This window comes from Pseudoalteromonas sp. PS5 (assembly GCF_004103255.1).
Lineage (GTDB): Bacteria > Pseudomonadota > Gammaproteobacteria > Enterobacterales > Alteromonadaceae > Pseudoalteromonas > Pseudoalteromonas peptidolytica.
Genome location: NZ_RCSQ01000038.1, coordinates 1 through 15,221, shown reverse-complemented (window position 1 = coordinate 15,221; position 15,221 = coordinate 1). Strand labels below are relative to the sequence as shown.

Below are 15,221 nucleotides of genomic sequence, written 5' to 3'. Positions count from 1 at the left end.
TTTTATGCCGTTAAAAACGACGCTCTCTTATGCTGCACTACTCAGTGCAGCATTGTTAATGTTAATAGCTCCTGTTAGTGCCAATGAGTCACGCACTAAGCAAGATTTAAGCGAAGTACAGCAGCAGCTTAAAGCCAGCCAACAAGCGCTCGAAAAACAGCGCAGTACAATTAAGTCACAAGAAGCTAAACTCAAAGCGTTTGAACTTGATATAGCAAAAAGTGCCAAAGCAGTCTCGCTCACTGAAGCCGGTATTAAAGAAAATAAAACAGAGCAAACGACATTAGAACGACAAAAAGACGCTCTTTTAAGTGATAAAAGCAAGTTTGAAAAGCAGCTCGCAGCTCAGTTAAAAAGCGCTTACATGACTGGCTCTCATGATTACTCAAGAATGTTACTCAATCAAGAGCATGCAACCAAGCTAGAGCGCACGATTGCTTACTACGATTATTTAAACAAAGCCAGAATTGAGCAGTTAGAGCAGCTTAAAGTCGTTCGCCAAGCCTTAGCCAATACCCAAGCCGAACTCACACGCAGCCAGTCCCAGCTTGAGGCGCTGAGACGTCATCAAAAAGAACGCCTTGAAGCTCTGAGAAAAGCCAAACAAGCACGGCAGAGTCAACTTGCGGACTTACACAATCAACTAAAAGAAACGCGTTCAGCAATAGCCTACCTCAAAGAAAATGAGCAAACTTTGATCCAAACGTTAGCAGAGCTTGCTAAAGCTCAGCAAGCTGCCGAAATACGACTAGATGGCTTGGCGCAATTAAAAGGCAAGCTACATCTACCGGCGAAAGGGCGTATTCAACATCGATTTGGCCAACGTAAGCATGCTGGAATGAATTGGAAAGGCGTACTAATAGGAGCAAAAGAAGGTGCAGACATAACCAGTGTCGCTCCAGGGCAAGTCGTATTCGCCGATTGGTTAAATGGCTTTGGCTGGGTCATGGTACTGGATCATGGTCATGGCTTTATGAGTCTGTACGGTCATGCCCAAACACTGTTGTTTGATGTTGGCGATCAAGTTCGCAGTGGCGAAGTTATCGCTTTAGTTGGACAAAGCGGCGGACAAAGAGATCCTGGTCTATACTTCGAGATACGGCATAAAGGAAGCGCTGTCGATCCGATAAAATGGTGCAGTTCCAGTTAACTGATTAACCCGTGCTGCACCTTGATGAGGAGCAGCACATGAATAGACAAACTCGTTTCTATGCGCTTGCGGCACGCTATGTCGCACTGTTAGGTATTTTACTGTTACTAAGCTTTAGCGCGCTAAGTCAAACACCTGCAAAAAAGTTTTCCGCTCAAGAAATGGATGAGATCCTTTATCATATCCATACCTATTACGTTGAGGATTTACCACTTAGCCGTTACAACCAAAGTAACCTTTCCAGTTTGTTTGACAACCTAGATCCTTACTCTAAATATTTAGATTCAGAAGAATTAGAAGCCATATTCAGCGCTGCAAACGGTCGCTATACAGGGCTTGGTATTGAAGTAGAAGAACAAGGGAATTATGTAACCATTGTAGATACGCTCCCTAATTCTCCTGCAGAGATAGCTGGTATTGAGCGCGGCGATAAGCTCTCATTGATTAATAACATTGACGTCACCGGAAAGACAATAGCCGAAGTTTCCGCGCTACTCAAAGCCGCTAACAAAAACCAGCTGCAGTTGGTGGTACTAAGAGGCTCAAGCGCAGTCAATATCGCATTAAAACGACAAGAGATCGTGCTCGAAAGTGTTGCCAGTAAACTACTCAAAGATGGCACCGGTTTTTTGAGTGTAAATAGCTTTAATCACCATACGTACCACGATGTTGCAAGACAAATAAACTACTTACAGTTGCAATACGGTGACACCTTGAAAAAGCTCGTCATTGACTTAAGAGATAACCCAGGTGGAACTTTAAACAGCGCGGTTGCAATATCAGATTTATTTCTGGACAGTGGCACAATAGTCACAACTAAAGGGCGCTTCTTCGATGCTAATCAAGCCTACTTCGCAAGACAAGGAGACATACTCAATGGTGCCCCTATTGTGGTGTTGATAAACAACAACTCAGCCTCTGCTGCTGAAATATTGGCAGCTGCGCTAAAGGATAATAAACGAGCACTGGTTGTAGGGTTGCGCTCATATGGTAAGGGCTCAGTGCAGTCTCTTATCCCTATCGGAAATGGCACCACCGCACTAAAATTAACCACAGCCAGATATTATACGCCCACAGGGACATCAATAGAGGGCACGGGTGTAGAGCCTGATGTATATTTCACCAAACAAGCGCTTTCCCTGCTCGATAAAAGCGCTATAATCACTGGTGAAGAATCCATCAAAAAAAATGGCATTGAACAACTTGCATCACATTGGCCAAAGGCGTTTGCATTAGTTCAATCACAATAATGAAAAGCCGCTAAGTAAGGCGGTAAACTATAACAATAAGATCGTGTGCTAATAAAAATTATCGGGTTAATGCTGGCCTGTATAACATTCGCAGTGCCAGCAAAACAATTTGCTATTGTGATTGATGATATTGGAAATCATCAACGTGATTTAGAATTACTCTCTCTACCAGGTGGGATCACTTTTTCGATTCTGCCTCACACGCCTTATTCTCAGCAATTTGCATTTGCCGCCAGCCGTCAACAACGAGAACTCATGCTTCATGTTCCTATGCAGGCAAAAGACCCTAACAAGGCATTAGGGCCCGGCGCTTTAACGGTAGGTATGGAAAAGTGGCAGCTACAAATGACACTTGGTAACGCATTATCTACCCTGCCCCAAGTAAAGGGTGTGAATAATCACATGGGGTCAGCATTGACAGAACAAATTGATCCCATGAAATGGACGATGGAAATACTAAAAAAACGTAGCCTATACTTTTTAGATAGCCGTACCACCAGTCACAGTCAGGCGCAGTATGCAGCCAACCTATATGGAGTAAAAAACATCGCTCGACAAGTCTTTTTAGATAATGATGTATCCGCTGTTGCACTTAATACCCAGTGGCAAAAGATGCTTAAATTACTTGAAAGCCATCAACAAGTTATTATTATTGCACACCCATACAAGGAAACAGCTGCATTCCTTGCAACCAAATTAGCTGAGCTTGAAAGTACTGACATCGAATTAGTTCCTGTGTCTCAACTGGTTGAACAAAAATACGTAAGACTGGCGGAAACTGCTGAGCAACATGCTATTTCCGGACAATTACGACTTCAGGAATAAAGACTAACAATGATTACCATCAGACAGTTTCAATGCGGCGAAGAAGCCGTATTACGTAAGCTTATGTTTGACACGATACGCTCTGTCACTATCAAGCATTACTCCGATAACCAAGTCAAAGCATGGGCACATAGCGACATAGCTGATGAGAGCTGGCAAGACCGATTAAGGAGTAATCAGCCCCTTGTGGCCGTGCTGAACGGTAAAATTGTTGGTTTTGCTGATATCCAAGCTAACGGACTGATTGATCACTTTTTTTGTCATGCAGAACATCAAGGCCAAGGCATAGGGAAAGCACTTATGCTCGCACTTTTAGAACACAGCAGAACAACCAACATAACGCGCTTATTTTCCCATGTTAGCAAAACGGCTAAGCCTTTCTTCGAGCGTTTTGGTTTTGATGTGATAAAAGAACAGCAGGTGAATGTTCGTGGCGAAGTGCTAACTAATTACCTAATGGAAAGAGTTATGCCTACCCGCTAGCAGGCATAGAAGCCCTCTTCTCTAGTCAATGGGCGCAAACTGTTTTGGTAAAACACTAAATTGCAAGGATGGGTTTTGCTGCATCCATTTTTTCTTGTTAGGAATTTGGATCTTAAACTCATCATCCGTCATAAACTGTTGAGTTTTACCTTTTGCATCCACAAACTGAATTGATGCAGGTTCAGAAAATGTAAATTCCAGTTCATCAAAATTAGGAGCAAGCCAAGACAAACTGCCTGCCATCAGCTCAACAAAAGCGTCCATATCCTCCAAAAGGATAAACAAATCGCGATATTTAACCTGCTGTCTAGTCAGCGGCGCTATATCGGTATTAACCATAATCGCAACAGCGTCTTTTTCTTGGTTGATCACTAAGTTGACTTCATCTGCGCGGGGCTGCGGTAGAATAGGCAAATCGATATTGCCATCTTTATCTATGATGCCATTGGCAATGACTTTACCATCGTGCTCGAGCCAAAGTTTAACCTCTTCTAGTTTGAGTTCTGGCTGCTTCACTTCTACGGTAAATTTAGACAAGATATATTGCGACTGCGCTTTGTTGGCAATTAAATCTAGAATTTTATTAATTTCGCCATATTCCACACTTCGCTCGGCTGCAAAAACTGAGTTGCAAAGCAAACTCGCAGCAGTACCTAACATCAGTAACTTTTTCATCGGGTTATCCTTTTTATTGTTATTTTAATAAGAGCTAAGGCACGACAAATAGTTCAAAACTTGATCTCAATGCCGTACATTAAAGTCGAATCAAGCTACACTCAAAGGTAAGACTGTGTAGTGAAAAGGAGTAACCAATGACTCAAACCGTAGCTGATTTAATGACACCAGATCCATTCGCCGTTAGTGCTGAGAATACCTTGCAAGATGCGCATAACTTAATGAAAGAGAAAAATGTTCGTCATATTCCGGTGATTGACCAAAGCGGTACTTTGGTAGGCATGCTGACTCAAAAGATCATGATTGCCAAAGTCATGGGAATTATGGCCACCTATGGCGCAAATGCACTAGCTCGTAAAGAAAAGCAAACTAAAGTTTTGGATATTATGGCAACAGATTTTGCAAGTGTGCAACCGGATCAATCACTACAAGATGTGGTACGTTTTTTTGTTGATAATCGACATGGCTGTATGCCGGTGGTAGATAAGCAAAACAAGCTGGTTGGCATACTCACATCTTCAGATTTTGTTCGTCTGGCTGCGGCACTGCTGTCTTGAAAATAATGAGGTTGCTCCATGAGCGGAGCAGCCTCAGTTGGTAAGCCGTTATGCTTTTTCTTGCAATGTTCTTGCAACCGTTCTCATACCAAGCGTTGTGGCACCAGCAGACCATTGACCTCCAGCACTATTCTGGAATGAAGCAGCAAGATCAATATGCACCCAGCCTTGACCTTCGTTTGGAACAAAACGAGATAAGAAGCCAGCTGCATTAGATGCGCCTCCAAAGCCACCACCTTTTTGTGCACGACTGTTTGCAGTATCAGCGTATGGTGATGGGCAATTATTTTGGTGCCATTTTTCAAGCGGCAGTGGCCATGCAGCCTCAAACTCCTCGCTAGCGTATTGCTGTACATCATTGACTAATGCTTTATCAAGTCCAAAAAGCGCGTTGTACTCTTGGCCTACGGCGACTAATGCAGCCCCTGTCAGCGTAGCTGCATCAATGATAAGTTCAGCGCCAGTTTCACCAGCAGCCATCAAGCCGTCAGCAAGTACCAAACGACCCTCGGCATCAGTATTCACGATTTCAACTGTGGTACCATTTTTATATGTAAGAATATCACCTAATTTATAAGCGTGACCTGAAATAAGGTTCTCAGCGCAGCATAAGAATAGCTTAACTCGACGGTCAAAACCTCGCTGGATAGCTAAAGCTAATCCTGCTGTTACGGTAGCTGCACCGCCCATATCGCACTTCATTGTAAGCATGCCTTCGCTTGGCTTAATTGAGTAGCCGCCCGAATCAAACGTGATCCCTTTACCAACCAACGCAGCACTCACTGGAGCCTCGTCATTCCCTGTTGGATTATAGTCCAGTTCAAGCAATACAGGAGGGCGCTCACTACCGCGTCCAACTTCATGAATACCAATCCATTGCTGCTCTAATAGCGCATCACCTTTAATGATCTGGTAGCTCACATGCTCAGGAGCAAGAGACTGAATAAACTCAGCCGCTTTACCCGCCAGGCTCTCAGGGTAAATATCTTCCGCAGTGCCATTGATCATTTGGCGCATCCAAATGGCTGATGACTGCAATGCAGCAAGTTCTTTTAGATCTGACTGATCATTATCAGCAAAAACCACACCATCTAGTGCTTTAGGCGAGACAAACCCCTGATAAAATGCCCATTGTGATTCAGTGCACCACAACTCACCCTCAAGGTGTACTTGTTTAATTCCTTGCTGAGCGATACTACGTGCCGCTTTTTGGATATTTTTTAGCGTTTCATCTTGTTGCAAATGAATTGAAGCACCGTCCTTTTCAAACGACAGGGCCGCACCCGCTGATAAATATGCGGGTTTTGCTGCTTCGCTCAGTCGTACAATAAATTTCTCTGACATTCTATTTTTCACTCTTGTGCTTATACGTGTGCTTAAGTGTACACTAGCCCTTAAATTCACCCAACTGAAAGCGACCAATGAACTTTTCTAGCCAATTACAGCAAGCCACCTTATTAAAACGCTACAAGCGCTTTCTCGTTGATCTACGTACCGCTGATGGCGAGGAATTTACCGTGCACTGTGCCAACACGGGGAGAATGACGAATTGTGCTGACCCTGGGTTTACTGCCTATTACTCAACCAGTGACAACCCCAAGCGAAAATATATGCACTCCTTAGAGCTTACCCAAGATCAAGTGGGTCACTTTATTTGCGTCAACACAGCCGTGGCAAACAAAGTTGCCGTTGAAGCAATAGAGCGCGGGATAATCACGCAGTTAAACGGCTATGATACGCTGCAAACAGAAATAAAGTACGGTGCTGAAAATAGTCGCATTGATATTTTATTAAGTAGCAATGAAAATGGACAACCTCCACACTTATGCTACGTTGAAGTAAAGTCTGTAACTCTACTCGAGCAGCAGCAAGGTTTTTTTCCCGATGCTGAAACGGCAAGAGGCCAAAAGCATTTAAGAGAATTAATCCAAATAAAACAACAAGGCCATCGTGCTGTGCTACTGTTTGCGGCTCTACATACCGGAATTAAGAATGTGAGACCCGCAGCCCATGTTGACCAAAAGTACGCAGCATTAATAAAAGAAGCAATCTCTCATGGGGTTGAAATTATCGCCTACCGAGCACACGTTGATGATCGCCAAGTACAATTAATTGAAGAAATTCCTTTTGACTGCGCTTGACTTTTTTCATGCCGCCCACATATAGCCGTGATAGTTTTCTCCCCCAAAAGGCTAAACTTTGAAAAAAGAGGCTGACATTCGCACTAAAAAAGTGTTTGCTAAGGGGTAAAGATTTTGCTATTTATACCCGCCGGCGAAAGCTGGGGTTATGTATTAAGGATTTAGGAGAATGGTATGCCAGACCAGAAAAAACTAGGGTTATTGGCTCAAGCCGGTGTAGAACCTTATCAAGAAAAGCCAGGCGAAGAATACATGAATGAAGCACAACGTGCTCATTTCAAAGCAATATTAGAAGCATGGCGTGCCGATCTACGTAACGAAGTAGATCGTACTAAAACACACATGCAAGATGAAGCGGCAAACTTTCCTGATCCTGTGGACCGTGCAGCGCAAGAAGAGGAGTTTTCTCTTGAACTGCGTACTCGCGACCGCGAGCGTAAGCTAATCAAGAAAATTGAGAAAACACTTCAGCTAATTGAAGATGACGACTTTGGTTTTTGCGAATCATGCGGTATTGAAATTGGTATTCGTCGCCTTGAAGCGCGACCAACTGCCGATTTATGCGTAGATTGTAAATCTCTCGCAGAAATTAAAGAAAAACAACAAGGCAGAGGATAACCTCAGCTCTGTGTCCCCAAGCTTAAAGCAATCTGGGAGCTATCGCGGTCGATTTGCTCCCTCGCCTTCTGGGCCGCTTCATTTCGGATCTTTAGTCGCAGCGTTAGGCAGTTACTTAGATGCAAAAGCCAATCGTGGTCAGTGGCTCGTTCGTATTGAAGATATAGACACGCCAAGAGTGGTATCCGGTGCTACCGAAAATATATTGGCAACTCTTGAAGCATACGGCCTTTATTGGGATGAAGAGGTTGTCTATCAATCTCAGCGCCACACTTTATATCAGTCTTACCTTGATGAATTAACATCCAACGAGCTTGTTTATGCGTGCCAATGCACCAGAAAACAGATTAAAGCCATGGGTGGATTTTATAATAATCATTGCCGTGATCTGAACTTAAGTCTGCAAGGCAATGCACTGCGCTTACAGCAGCGCTTTTCTGTTACCGAGTTTAATGACAAGATACAAGGTGCTGTCGTTATTCCCAATGCGATTGCCCATGAAGATTATATTACTAAACGTCGAGATGGTTTATTTGCTTATCAGCTAGTGGTTGTTGTGGACGATATTGAACAACAGATTAGCCATATCGTACGAGGAGCCGACCTTTTAGCACCTACCGCTAGACAAATTAGTTTGTTCCAACAGCTAAACCAGTCTGTACCTGAGTATGCACATCTTCCACTTGCTGTAGCAGCTCCGGGCTTCAAATTATCAAAACAAAATCATGCACCTGCAATTGATACTCATCACCCACTCCCGACACTCCATGCCGCGCTACGGTATTTGAATGTACCTGTAGGCTCAATGGCTGACTATCAAAATATTGACGCGTTGCTAGAACATGCTGTCGATGTTTTTAACCTTAATTCCATCCCTAAAGCACAAGAAATTCAACTAAACTCATTAGAAAATGGTGAATTTGCTTTTCGCCCGCTGTTTTCAAGTACTTCAATTTAGTCTCATTTGAGTATATGATAGCGAGCCTTAAATGTGACCTGTTTTAACACCAAAGCAGGGCTTTATAACCACTAAAATCGAAAACTTGATTGCTCAGGAGACGAGTTATTATTTCCAAGCTTGTAAACTTTTGCCGCCAGTTCGTAACTGGAAAAGGCGATGAGACGGTGAAAAAGGCCAGCCCGACACCTGTGATTATTCCTCGCAGCGAGCATGGTATATCTCGTAAACAATTTAGCCCTAATGCTATCAAGGTACTGTACCGATTAAAAGATGGTGGTTACGACGCCTATTTGGTTGGTGGCTGTATCCGAGACATTATGCTCGGAATAGAGCCTAAAGACTTTGATGTAGTAACGAACGCGACACCAGAGCAAATTAAAAAATTATTTCGTAACTGTCGCTTAATTGGCCGCCGCTTCCGCCTTGCACATATTGTGTTTGGCCGTGAAATTATCGAAGTGGCAACGATGCGTGGTCACCACCAAAGCGACGATTCTTGTGCAACTACCAGCCAAGCAAGCGAACATGGACAGCTCTTACGTGACAATGTTTACGGCAGCATAGAAGAAGATGCAGAGCGTCGCGACTTCACCATTAACGCGCTTTATTATTCTATTAATGATTTTACATTAAGAGACTTTGCCGGTGGTGTTAGCGACATTAAGGCACGCAAAATTGAGCTAATTGGCGATCCTGAAACGCGCTACCGTGAAGATCCCGTACGTATGCTCCGAGCTATTCGATTTGCTACAAAGCTAGGAATGGAAATAGCAACACCAACGCGCACACCGATCAAAGACTTGGCACCATTGCTGGGTCATATTCCCGCGGCACGATTATTTGAAGAAACACTCAAGCTATTTCTCAATGGCAAGGCAGAAGAGAACTTTCTGCAAATGCGTGAATACGGCTTATTTTCTCAGTTGTTTCCTGCACTCGACAAAATTTTAGCAAGACCTGAAAGTGAATTTGAACGTCGCTTTATTCAACAAATGTTTGCCAATACGGACAGCCGTATTAACGCCAATAAAAAAGTGACCCCTGCTTTTATTTATGCAGCACTTTTATGGTTTCCAATTTTAGAGAAAAGCCATGCTTTAGCCGCAGATGGAATGAATGAATACGACGCGTTTATGCAAGCTATCAATCACATACTTGCTGATAACGCGAAGCATGTTGCGGTTCCCAAGCGATTTACTTTGGGTGCTCGCGACATTTGGCATATTCAGCAACGCTTGGATAAACGTGCGGGTCAACGCGCCTATCGCTTAAGTTTACAGCCTAGATTCAAGGCCGCTTATGACTTCTTGTTACTGCGTGTAGAAAGTGGCGAACAAGATCAATCTGACCTTGCAACATGGTGGACTGAATATCTTAAAAGCGATGTCAATGGCCAAAAAGAGATGGTGCGCAATTTAGGTAGTCAGAACAAACCAAAACGTCGCCCACGACGAAAACCAAAAAGAAAACCAAAAGAAGATTAAATGAATACTGCGTACATTGGATTGGGCGCAAACCTATCCGAACCGATGACACAACTACAGCGAGCGCTAACTGTGCTCGCCTCTCACCCTGCTTTATCTGTTATTCATCACTCTAGTTTATATGGCTCCAAGCCTATGGGGCCTCAAGATCAGCCTGACTATGTTAATGCAGTAGCTAAGTTGGAAACATCTTTAGCTGCCGAAGCATTATTAGATGTTCTGCAACAGATAGAACTTGAACACGGAAGAGTACGAAAGTCAGAACGCTGGGGACCACGCACTCTTGATTTGGACATTCTGCTTTTCAATGAGGAAATCATTGCGAGTGAGAGGCTGGTTGTGCCACATTATGGCCTAACGAAGCGAGAGTTCGTCGTTTATCCATTATTAGAAATTGCGCCAACACTCAAACTACCTGATGGTACTACCCTTGAGTCTTTGGCAGAACAGTTACCACTTAACGGACTAACCATCCTTAATTAATTCAACCCAAGGGGTTCAATATGGCAAAAATTTCTGTATCAACACTTGCCAAAATGAAGCGTGAAGGAACAAAAATAACAGCCCTCACTGCATATGATGCAAGTTTTGCAAAGCTATTTCACGACAACGGTGTCGATGTCATCTTAGTGGGTGATTCTTTAGGTATGGTTTTACAAGGCGGTGAAGATACACTAGCTGTAACCTCTGAAGACATCGCCTACCACACCCGCTGTGTAAGAGCTGGGAGTAAAGCGCTATTTGTGATAGCTGATATGCCTTTTATGAGCTATTCAGATCCACAGTCCACTTGTGAAAATGCAGCGAAGTTAATGCGTGCAGGTGCAAATATGGTCAAGCTTGAGGGTGGAGAGTGGCTATATGAAAGCATTGAAAAGCTCACACAGCAAGGTATTCCTGTATGTGGTCATTTAGGCCTAACCCCTCAGTCTGTTCATGTTTTTGGTGGTTTCAAAATCCAAGGCCGTGAAGCAGAACAAGCACAAAAGATGGTTGATGATGCAAAAGCACTAGAACGTGCAGGCGCTCAAATGATCGTGATTGAATGTGTACCTTCAGCACTAGCAAAGCGTATCACTGATGCAGTCTCGATCCCGGTCATCGGTATTGGTGCAGGAAAAGAAACTGATGGTCAAATCCTAGTGATGCATGACTTAGTTGGTATTTCTGCTGGGTATATTCCTAAGTTTTCAAAAAACTTTCTACTAGAGACAGGTAACATGCCAGATGCCGTAAAGAAGTTTTGTGCCGATGTACAATCGGGTGAATTTCCGGCAGCTGAGCATGAGTTTAATTAATATCAACCAGCTTAATTAAACGATCTATTTTGAGGCGAGAAAATCTTGTCGATAACATGGCTAGCGCGCCTACTATCGCCAGGGTTCCTATATATATACATGCAGGCAAAAATTTTGCTACTTAATTGTTCTAAATAAAAAACTGTTAATGTAGTAGGTACCTAATTTTTTTCCTCAAACTGAGCGGATTTAAGATAAAATGATATAACTTGCGGTGTGCACTACTCACCGCTCCCCCCCAATTCCAGCCCAATATTGAATTGGTACATTTATTTTTAAGTTAGAGTACAACATGCAATCAGTTACTGAGATAAAGTCTCTTCGAAGCCAAGTTAAAGCGTGGCGCCAACAAGGGTTAAGTATCGCTTTCGTACCTACAATGGGTAACCTTCATCGAGGTCACTTCTCTTTGGTAGAAAAAGCAAAAACACTCGCAGATAAAGTTGTCATTAGCATCTTTGTTAATCCAATGCAATTTGGTGCGAATGAAGATCTTGATAGCTACCCTCGTACGTTAGAACAAGATAAACAGGGACTTGCAGAACTAGAAACCGATATTTTGTTTACCCCAAGCGTTGATACTATTTATCCCAGCGGACTGGAAGCACAAAGCTTTGTTGACGTCCCCGGTGTGTCTGAAGGTCATTGCGGTGGTGCGCGCCCAGGCCATTTTCGTGGCGTTGCGACAGTTGTCACTAAGCTATTTAATTTAGTCCAGCCAGATTTCGCCTGTTTTGGTGAGAAAGACTTTCAGCAATTACAAGTCATCAAAACAATGGTCAAAGATCTCTCTATTCCAGTTGAAGTCATCGGAGTGCCAACTCAAAGAGAGGTATCAGGACTTGCCATGAGCTCAAGGAATGGCTATCTCTCTGAGTCAGAAAAAGAAACGGCAAAAGTACTTTTTCAAGCACTGAAAAAGGCAGCTTCAGCACTAGAGCAAGGCGAAAAAGACTTTGATCTGATCATAAAAAATGCCACAGATATGCTACATAATGAAGGCTTAAAGTTGGACTATTTCAACATTTGTCAAAAAGATACCCTAAGACCTGCTACACTCGAAGATGATAGACTGGTAATTCTTGCCGCTGCATTTCTTGGGAAAGTCAGGTTGATTGACAATATACAAGTTTCCCTTTAAGGATTTATGATGAAAACTGTGTTCATATTATTAGTATTAGCAACCACAATGCTTGGTTGTACGAGTACACTCTCACCTGAATTAAACCAATGTGCTCAACAGCACTATCAATGTGAACGCAGCTGTGAAATGCAAAATACACCAGAAACAATGTCATTACAGTTGTGTACAGATAAGTGCATTGAGCAGCATAATGCCTGTAAAATACAAGCCGAAAAAATCACAAAGAGCAAGCGCTAGCATACTCTTTGTGCTTCCTAGTTATCATTTCCCCAAGCTTTATCATCATTTCTGCTATTTTTTATTCGTAACCTTGGAATAATTTACGATACAATTTGAGTGGTCAGATGAGGTGAGTGTATCTTATACCGATTATCCTAATTAAGTGGTCTATTTTGAGGCCAGAAAATCTTGTCGATAACCAGGCAAAAATTTTGCTATTTATTTGTTCTAAATAAGAAATTTTTAACGCTGTTAGCGCCAGATTTACTCCTTCAAATTGAGCAAGTATTAAGTCAAATTGGTATTACCCTAGTAATTGAAATTATGCGCTTGATTATCGCGGTTATGTATTGTTAGTAACTTGTTATTTCAAGTTTTTACACTAACCTCTAAGACAAAGTAATGTGAACTAAATCGGCGAATCACCCTTTATAGGTACACATTCTTAATATGACTCTTTGCAAAGAAAATGGGAATCAATATGAAAAAATCAGCAATTGCTTTAGCGATAGCACTAGGCACAATAAGTTTCAATAGCGCTGCTGAAATCAGAATTAATGGTTTTGCCTCTATAATTGGCGGCCAAACGCTGGATAGTGATGATACACTTTTTGGTTACGATAACGATTTTGATATGGAAAATCGTAGCTTATTTGCATTACAGCTAGCGGCTGATTTGCAAGATAACCTTAGTGCTACGGCACAAATCGTCGGCCGAGGAGCAAATGATTTTGATGCAGAGTTCGAATGGGCATATTTAACCTATACTATTTCGGATTCCGCACAGATCAGCGCTGGTAAAATGCGAATTCCGTTTTATCGATATTCTGATTTTCTGGATGTAGGTTATGCTTACCGCTGGATAAAGCCACCTCAGTCTGTCTACAACCTCAGCTTTAGTACATATAACGGACTTAGTTACATTCACAATGCCACGTTAGGCCAGTGGGATAGCACAGTACAATTTGCATTGGGTAGCGTCGATGATGATATTATCGCAATTACTTATTCTGACGAAGCTGAGTTGAACAATACTGTAGGTGCCAACTGGACGCTTAGTCGTGATTGGTTCAGTATGCGCATGGCATATTTTGCTACAGAAGCGAGTATCAGTGCAGCAAACAGTCCAGAGCTTTCTGGGTTATTAGCGGGACTAGCGGGCTATGGTCTCACGCAGCAAGCTGAAGATTTAGCTGTCGAGAAAGACGATGCCTATTTTGCCGCATTTGGTATTTCTATTGATTACAATGATGTGTTATTTGATGCTGAATTCACACAATTCGAAGTAGACGATAGCATACTAGCAAAACAGCAACAGTATTACGCTTCTGTCGGTTATCGAATGGATGAATGGACTGTACATTTGACTTACGAACACAACAAAGATAAGAATGCAAACGACGAGTTTAATTCTGTTCCACTTACGATCACAGCACCTAATGGTGTCACAATTCCTGTTACTACAGATCCAACTAATCCAAATGCACCTTACTTACAAACGCTTGTAAATAGCGCGCTTTCGGATGCCCGAGCTGAGTCTGAAACCTGGAGTGTTGGAGCGCGATACGACTTTCATCCATCAGCGGCATTCAAAGTTGAATTAAATCAATTTGACAACCAGCTAACGGATCAAAAAGTTGAATTGTTAAGCTTCGGTATCGATTTAGTATTCTAATAGAGGTCGCACATGATTAAGAAAATTATAACTTTAGGTCTGCTGCTGAGCAGTCAAATAGCACTTGCTGATATCGCCGTTATTGTTAATACAGCCAACAATACAAGCGTAGACGAGGCTGTGATAAAAAAGCTGTATCTTGGCAAAAGCAAGTCATTTGCTGATGGCAGCAGTGCAAACCCAGTCAATCAAGATGGCAATGCGACATTTGATGAGTTCAACGACAAAGTAATCGGTAAATCAAGTTCTCAGCTAAATGCGCATTGGTCTAAGCTCGTATTTACAGGTAAAGGGACACCACCAAAAAAACTAGCTAACGACCAAGCAATCATTGAATTTGTCTCAAAAAATGCTGATGCGATAGGCTATATTGACGCAAGCAAAGTGACGGACGCGGTCAAAGTAGTTGGGAAGTACTAATGTGGGTTAAGCGATTTAACCTGAGATTTGGATAAGACATGTTCCAACTCATTGTTGCTAAATCACAGCTTAGTTTTTTTACTTATCTAGCCAAAGAGTTTTAGGGAAACACCGCTTCCGCGTCCTGCTCTCGCTAAGGTATCTACATCCTGCAGACAAGGCAATTGGTATTACTCACCAATAGCGGGCTATTGGAAGTGAATTTAACTCAGTTAGCGCTAAAACTGGCCAGAATGATATTATTCCTATGAGCTTGGGTATTTTAGTTGATTAACTAACTTCTTACCCTGAGCTCAGGTTAAATAAAAAACAGCCACTTAA

Annotated in this window: 17 protein-coding genes; 15 read left to right on the top strand and 2 right to left on the bottom strand. The window is 42.5% G+C overall.

Annotation, left to right across the window (positions count from 1 at the left end):
• The first annotated feature begins 4 nt into the window (after positions 1 to 4).
• The 4 genes from D9603_RS05265 to D9603_RS05250 all read left to right on the top strand — a co-directional run bounded on the left by D9603_RS05265 (position 5) and on the right by D9603_RS05250 (position 3,708).
• Complete coding sequence (locus D9603_RS05265; RefSeq protein ID WP_128730540.1) at positions 5 to 1,150, top strand: peptidoglycan DD-metalloendopeptidase family protein; 1,146 nt, start codon at positions 5 to 7, stop codon at positions 1,148 to 1,150.
• 38 nt (positions 1,151 to 1,188) lie between these two features.
• A complete protein-coding gene (locus D9603_RS05260) occupies positions 1,189 to 2,400 on the top strand; it encodes a S41 family peptidase (RefSeq protein WP_128730539.1) in 1,212 nt (403 codons plus the stop codon).
• 81 nt (positions 2,401 to 2,481) lie between these two features.
• Complete coding sequence (locus tag D9603_RS05255) at positions 2,482 to 3,225, top strand: divergent polysaccharide deacetylase family protein (RefSeq protein ID WP_128730550.1); 744 nt, start codon at positions 2,482 to 2,484, stop codon at positions 3,223 to 3,225.
• A 9-nt stretch (positions 3,226 to 3,234) separates the two neighbouring features.
• Positions 3,235 to 3,708, top strand: a complete 474-nt coding sequence (locus D9603_RS05250) for a GNAT family N-acetyltransferase (protein ID WP_128730538.1) — start codon at positions 3,235 to 3,237, stop codon at positions 3,706 to 3,708.
• Between the two features lie 21 nt (positions 3,709 to 3,729).
• On the opposite strand, the gene D9603_RS05245 is transcribed toward D9603_RS05250, so the two are convergent.
• Positions 3,730 to 4,383: a DUF2987 domain-containing protein gene (locus D9603_RS05245; RefSeq protein ID WP_125253318.1), complete on the bottom strand. Its 654-nt coding sequence runs from the start codon at positions 4,381 to 4,383 to the stop codon at positions 3,730 to 3,732.
• Positions 4,384 to 4,520: 137 nt separating this feature from the next.
• Here D9603_RS05245 and D9603_RS05240 point away from each other — a divergent pair, with 137 nt between their 5' ends.
• Positions 4,521 to 4,940 (top strand): CBS domain-containing protein, encoded by a 420-nt coding sequence (locus tag D9603_RS05240; RefSeq protein ID WP_125253319.1) that lies wholly within the window; start codon positions 4,521 to 4,523, stop codon positions 4,938 to 4,940.
• A 48-nt stretch (positions 4,941 to 4,988) separates the two neighbouring features.
• Here the strand turns inward: D9603_RS05240 and pepB are convergent, their stop codons facing one another.
• Positions 4,989 to 6,284 (bottom strand): aminopeptidase PepB, encoded by a 1,296-nt coding sequence (gene pepB, locus D9603_RS05235; RefSeq protein WP_128730537.1) that lies wholly within the window; start codon positions 6,282 to 6,284, stop codon positions 4,989 to 4,991.
• Between the two features lie 77 nt (positions 6,285 to 6,361).
• Between pepB and sfsA the strand changes: the two genes are divergently transcribed.
• The 10 genes from sfsA to D9603_RS05185 all read left to right on the top strand — a co-directional run bounded on the left by sfsA (position 6,362) and on the right by D9603_RS05185 (position 14,900).
• Complete coding sequence (gene sfsA, locus D9603_RS05230) at positions 6,362 to 7,081, top strand: DNA/RNA nuclease SfsA (RefSeq protein WP_128730536.1); 720 nt, start codon at positions 6,362 to 6,364, stop codon at positions 7,079 to 7,081.
• A gap of 174 nt (positions 7,082 to 7,255) precedes the next feature.
• Positions 7,256 to 7,699: an RNA polymerase-binding protein DksA gene (gene dksA, locus D9603_RS05225; protein WP_017216564.1), complete on the top strand. Its 444-nt coding sequence runs from the start codon at positions 7,256 to 7,258 to the stop codon at positions 7,697 to 7,699.
• 10 nt (positions 7,700 to 7,709) lie between these two features.
• A complete protein-coding gene (gene gluQRS / locus D9603_RS05220; protein WP_128730535.1) occupies positions 7,710 to 8,657 on the top strand; it encodes a tRNA glutamyl-Q(34) synthetase GluQRS in 948 nt (315 codons plus the stop codon).
• Positions 8,658 to 8,824: 167 nt separating this feature from the next.
• Entirely contained in the window at positions 8,825 to 10,144 is a 1,320-nt protein-coding gene (gene pcnB, locus D9603_RS05215) for a polynucleotide adenylyltransferase PcnB (protein ID WP_185745606.1), read from the top strand.
• Positions 10,145 to 10,627, top strand: coding sequence for a 2-amino-4-hydroxy-6-hydroxymethyldihydropteridine diphosphokinase (gene folK, locus D9603_RS05210; RefSeq protein ID WP_128730534.1), 483 nt, complete (start codon positions 10,145 to 10,147; stop codon positions 10,625 to 10,627).
• A 20-nt stretch (positions 10,628 to 10,647) separates the two neighbouring features.
• On the top strand, positions 10,648 to 11,442 hold the full coding sequence (gene panB / locus D9603_RS05205; RefSeq protein WP_128730533.1) for a 3-methyl-2-oxobutanoate hydroxymethyltransferase: 795 nt from the start codon (positions 10,648 to 10,650) through the stop codon (positions 11,440 to 11,442).
• 292 nt (positions 11,443 to 11,734) lie between these two features.
• Positions 11,735 to 12,583: a pantoate--beta-alanine ligase gene (panC, locus tag D9603_RS05200; RefSeq protein ID WP_128730532.1), complete on the top strand. Its 849-nt coding sequence runs from the start codon at positions 11,735 to 11,737 to the stop codon at positions 12,581 to 12,583.
• 9 nt (positions 12,584 to 12,592) lie between these two features.
• Positions 12,593 to 12,823, top strand: coding sequence for a hypothetical protein (locus tag D9603_RS05195; protein WP_128730531.1), 231 nt, complete (start codon positions 12,593 to 12,595; stop codon positions 12,821 to 12,823).
• A 463-nt stretch (positions 12,824 to 13,286) separates the two neighbouring features.
• Entirely contained in the window at positions 13,287 to 14,480 is a 1,194-nt protein-coding gene (locus D9603_RS05190) for a porin (protein ID WP_128730530.1), read from the top strand.
• 12 nt (positions 14,481 to 14,492) lie between these two features.
• Positions 14,493 to 14,900 (top strand): phosphate ABC transporter substrate-binding protein, encoded by a 408-nt coding sequence (locus tag D9603_RS05185; protein ID WP_128730529.1) that lies wholly within the window; start codon positions 14,493 to 14,495, stop codon positions 14,898 to 14,900.
• Positions 14,901 to 15,221: the final 321 nt, after the last annotated feature.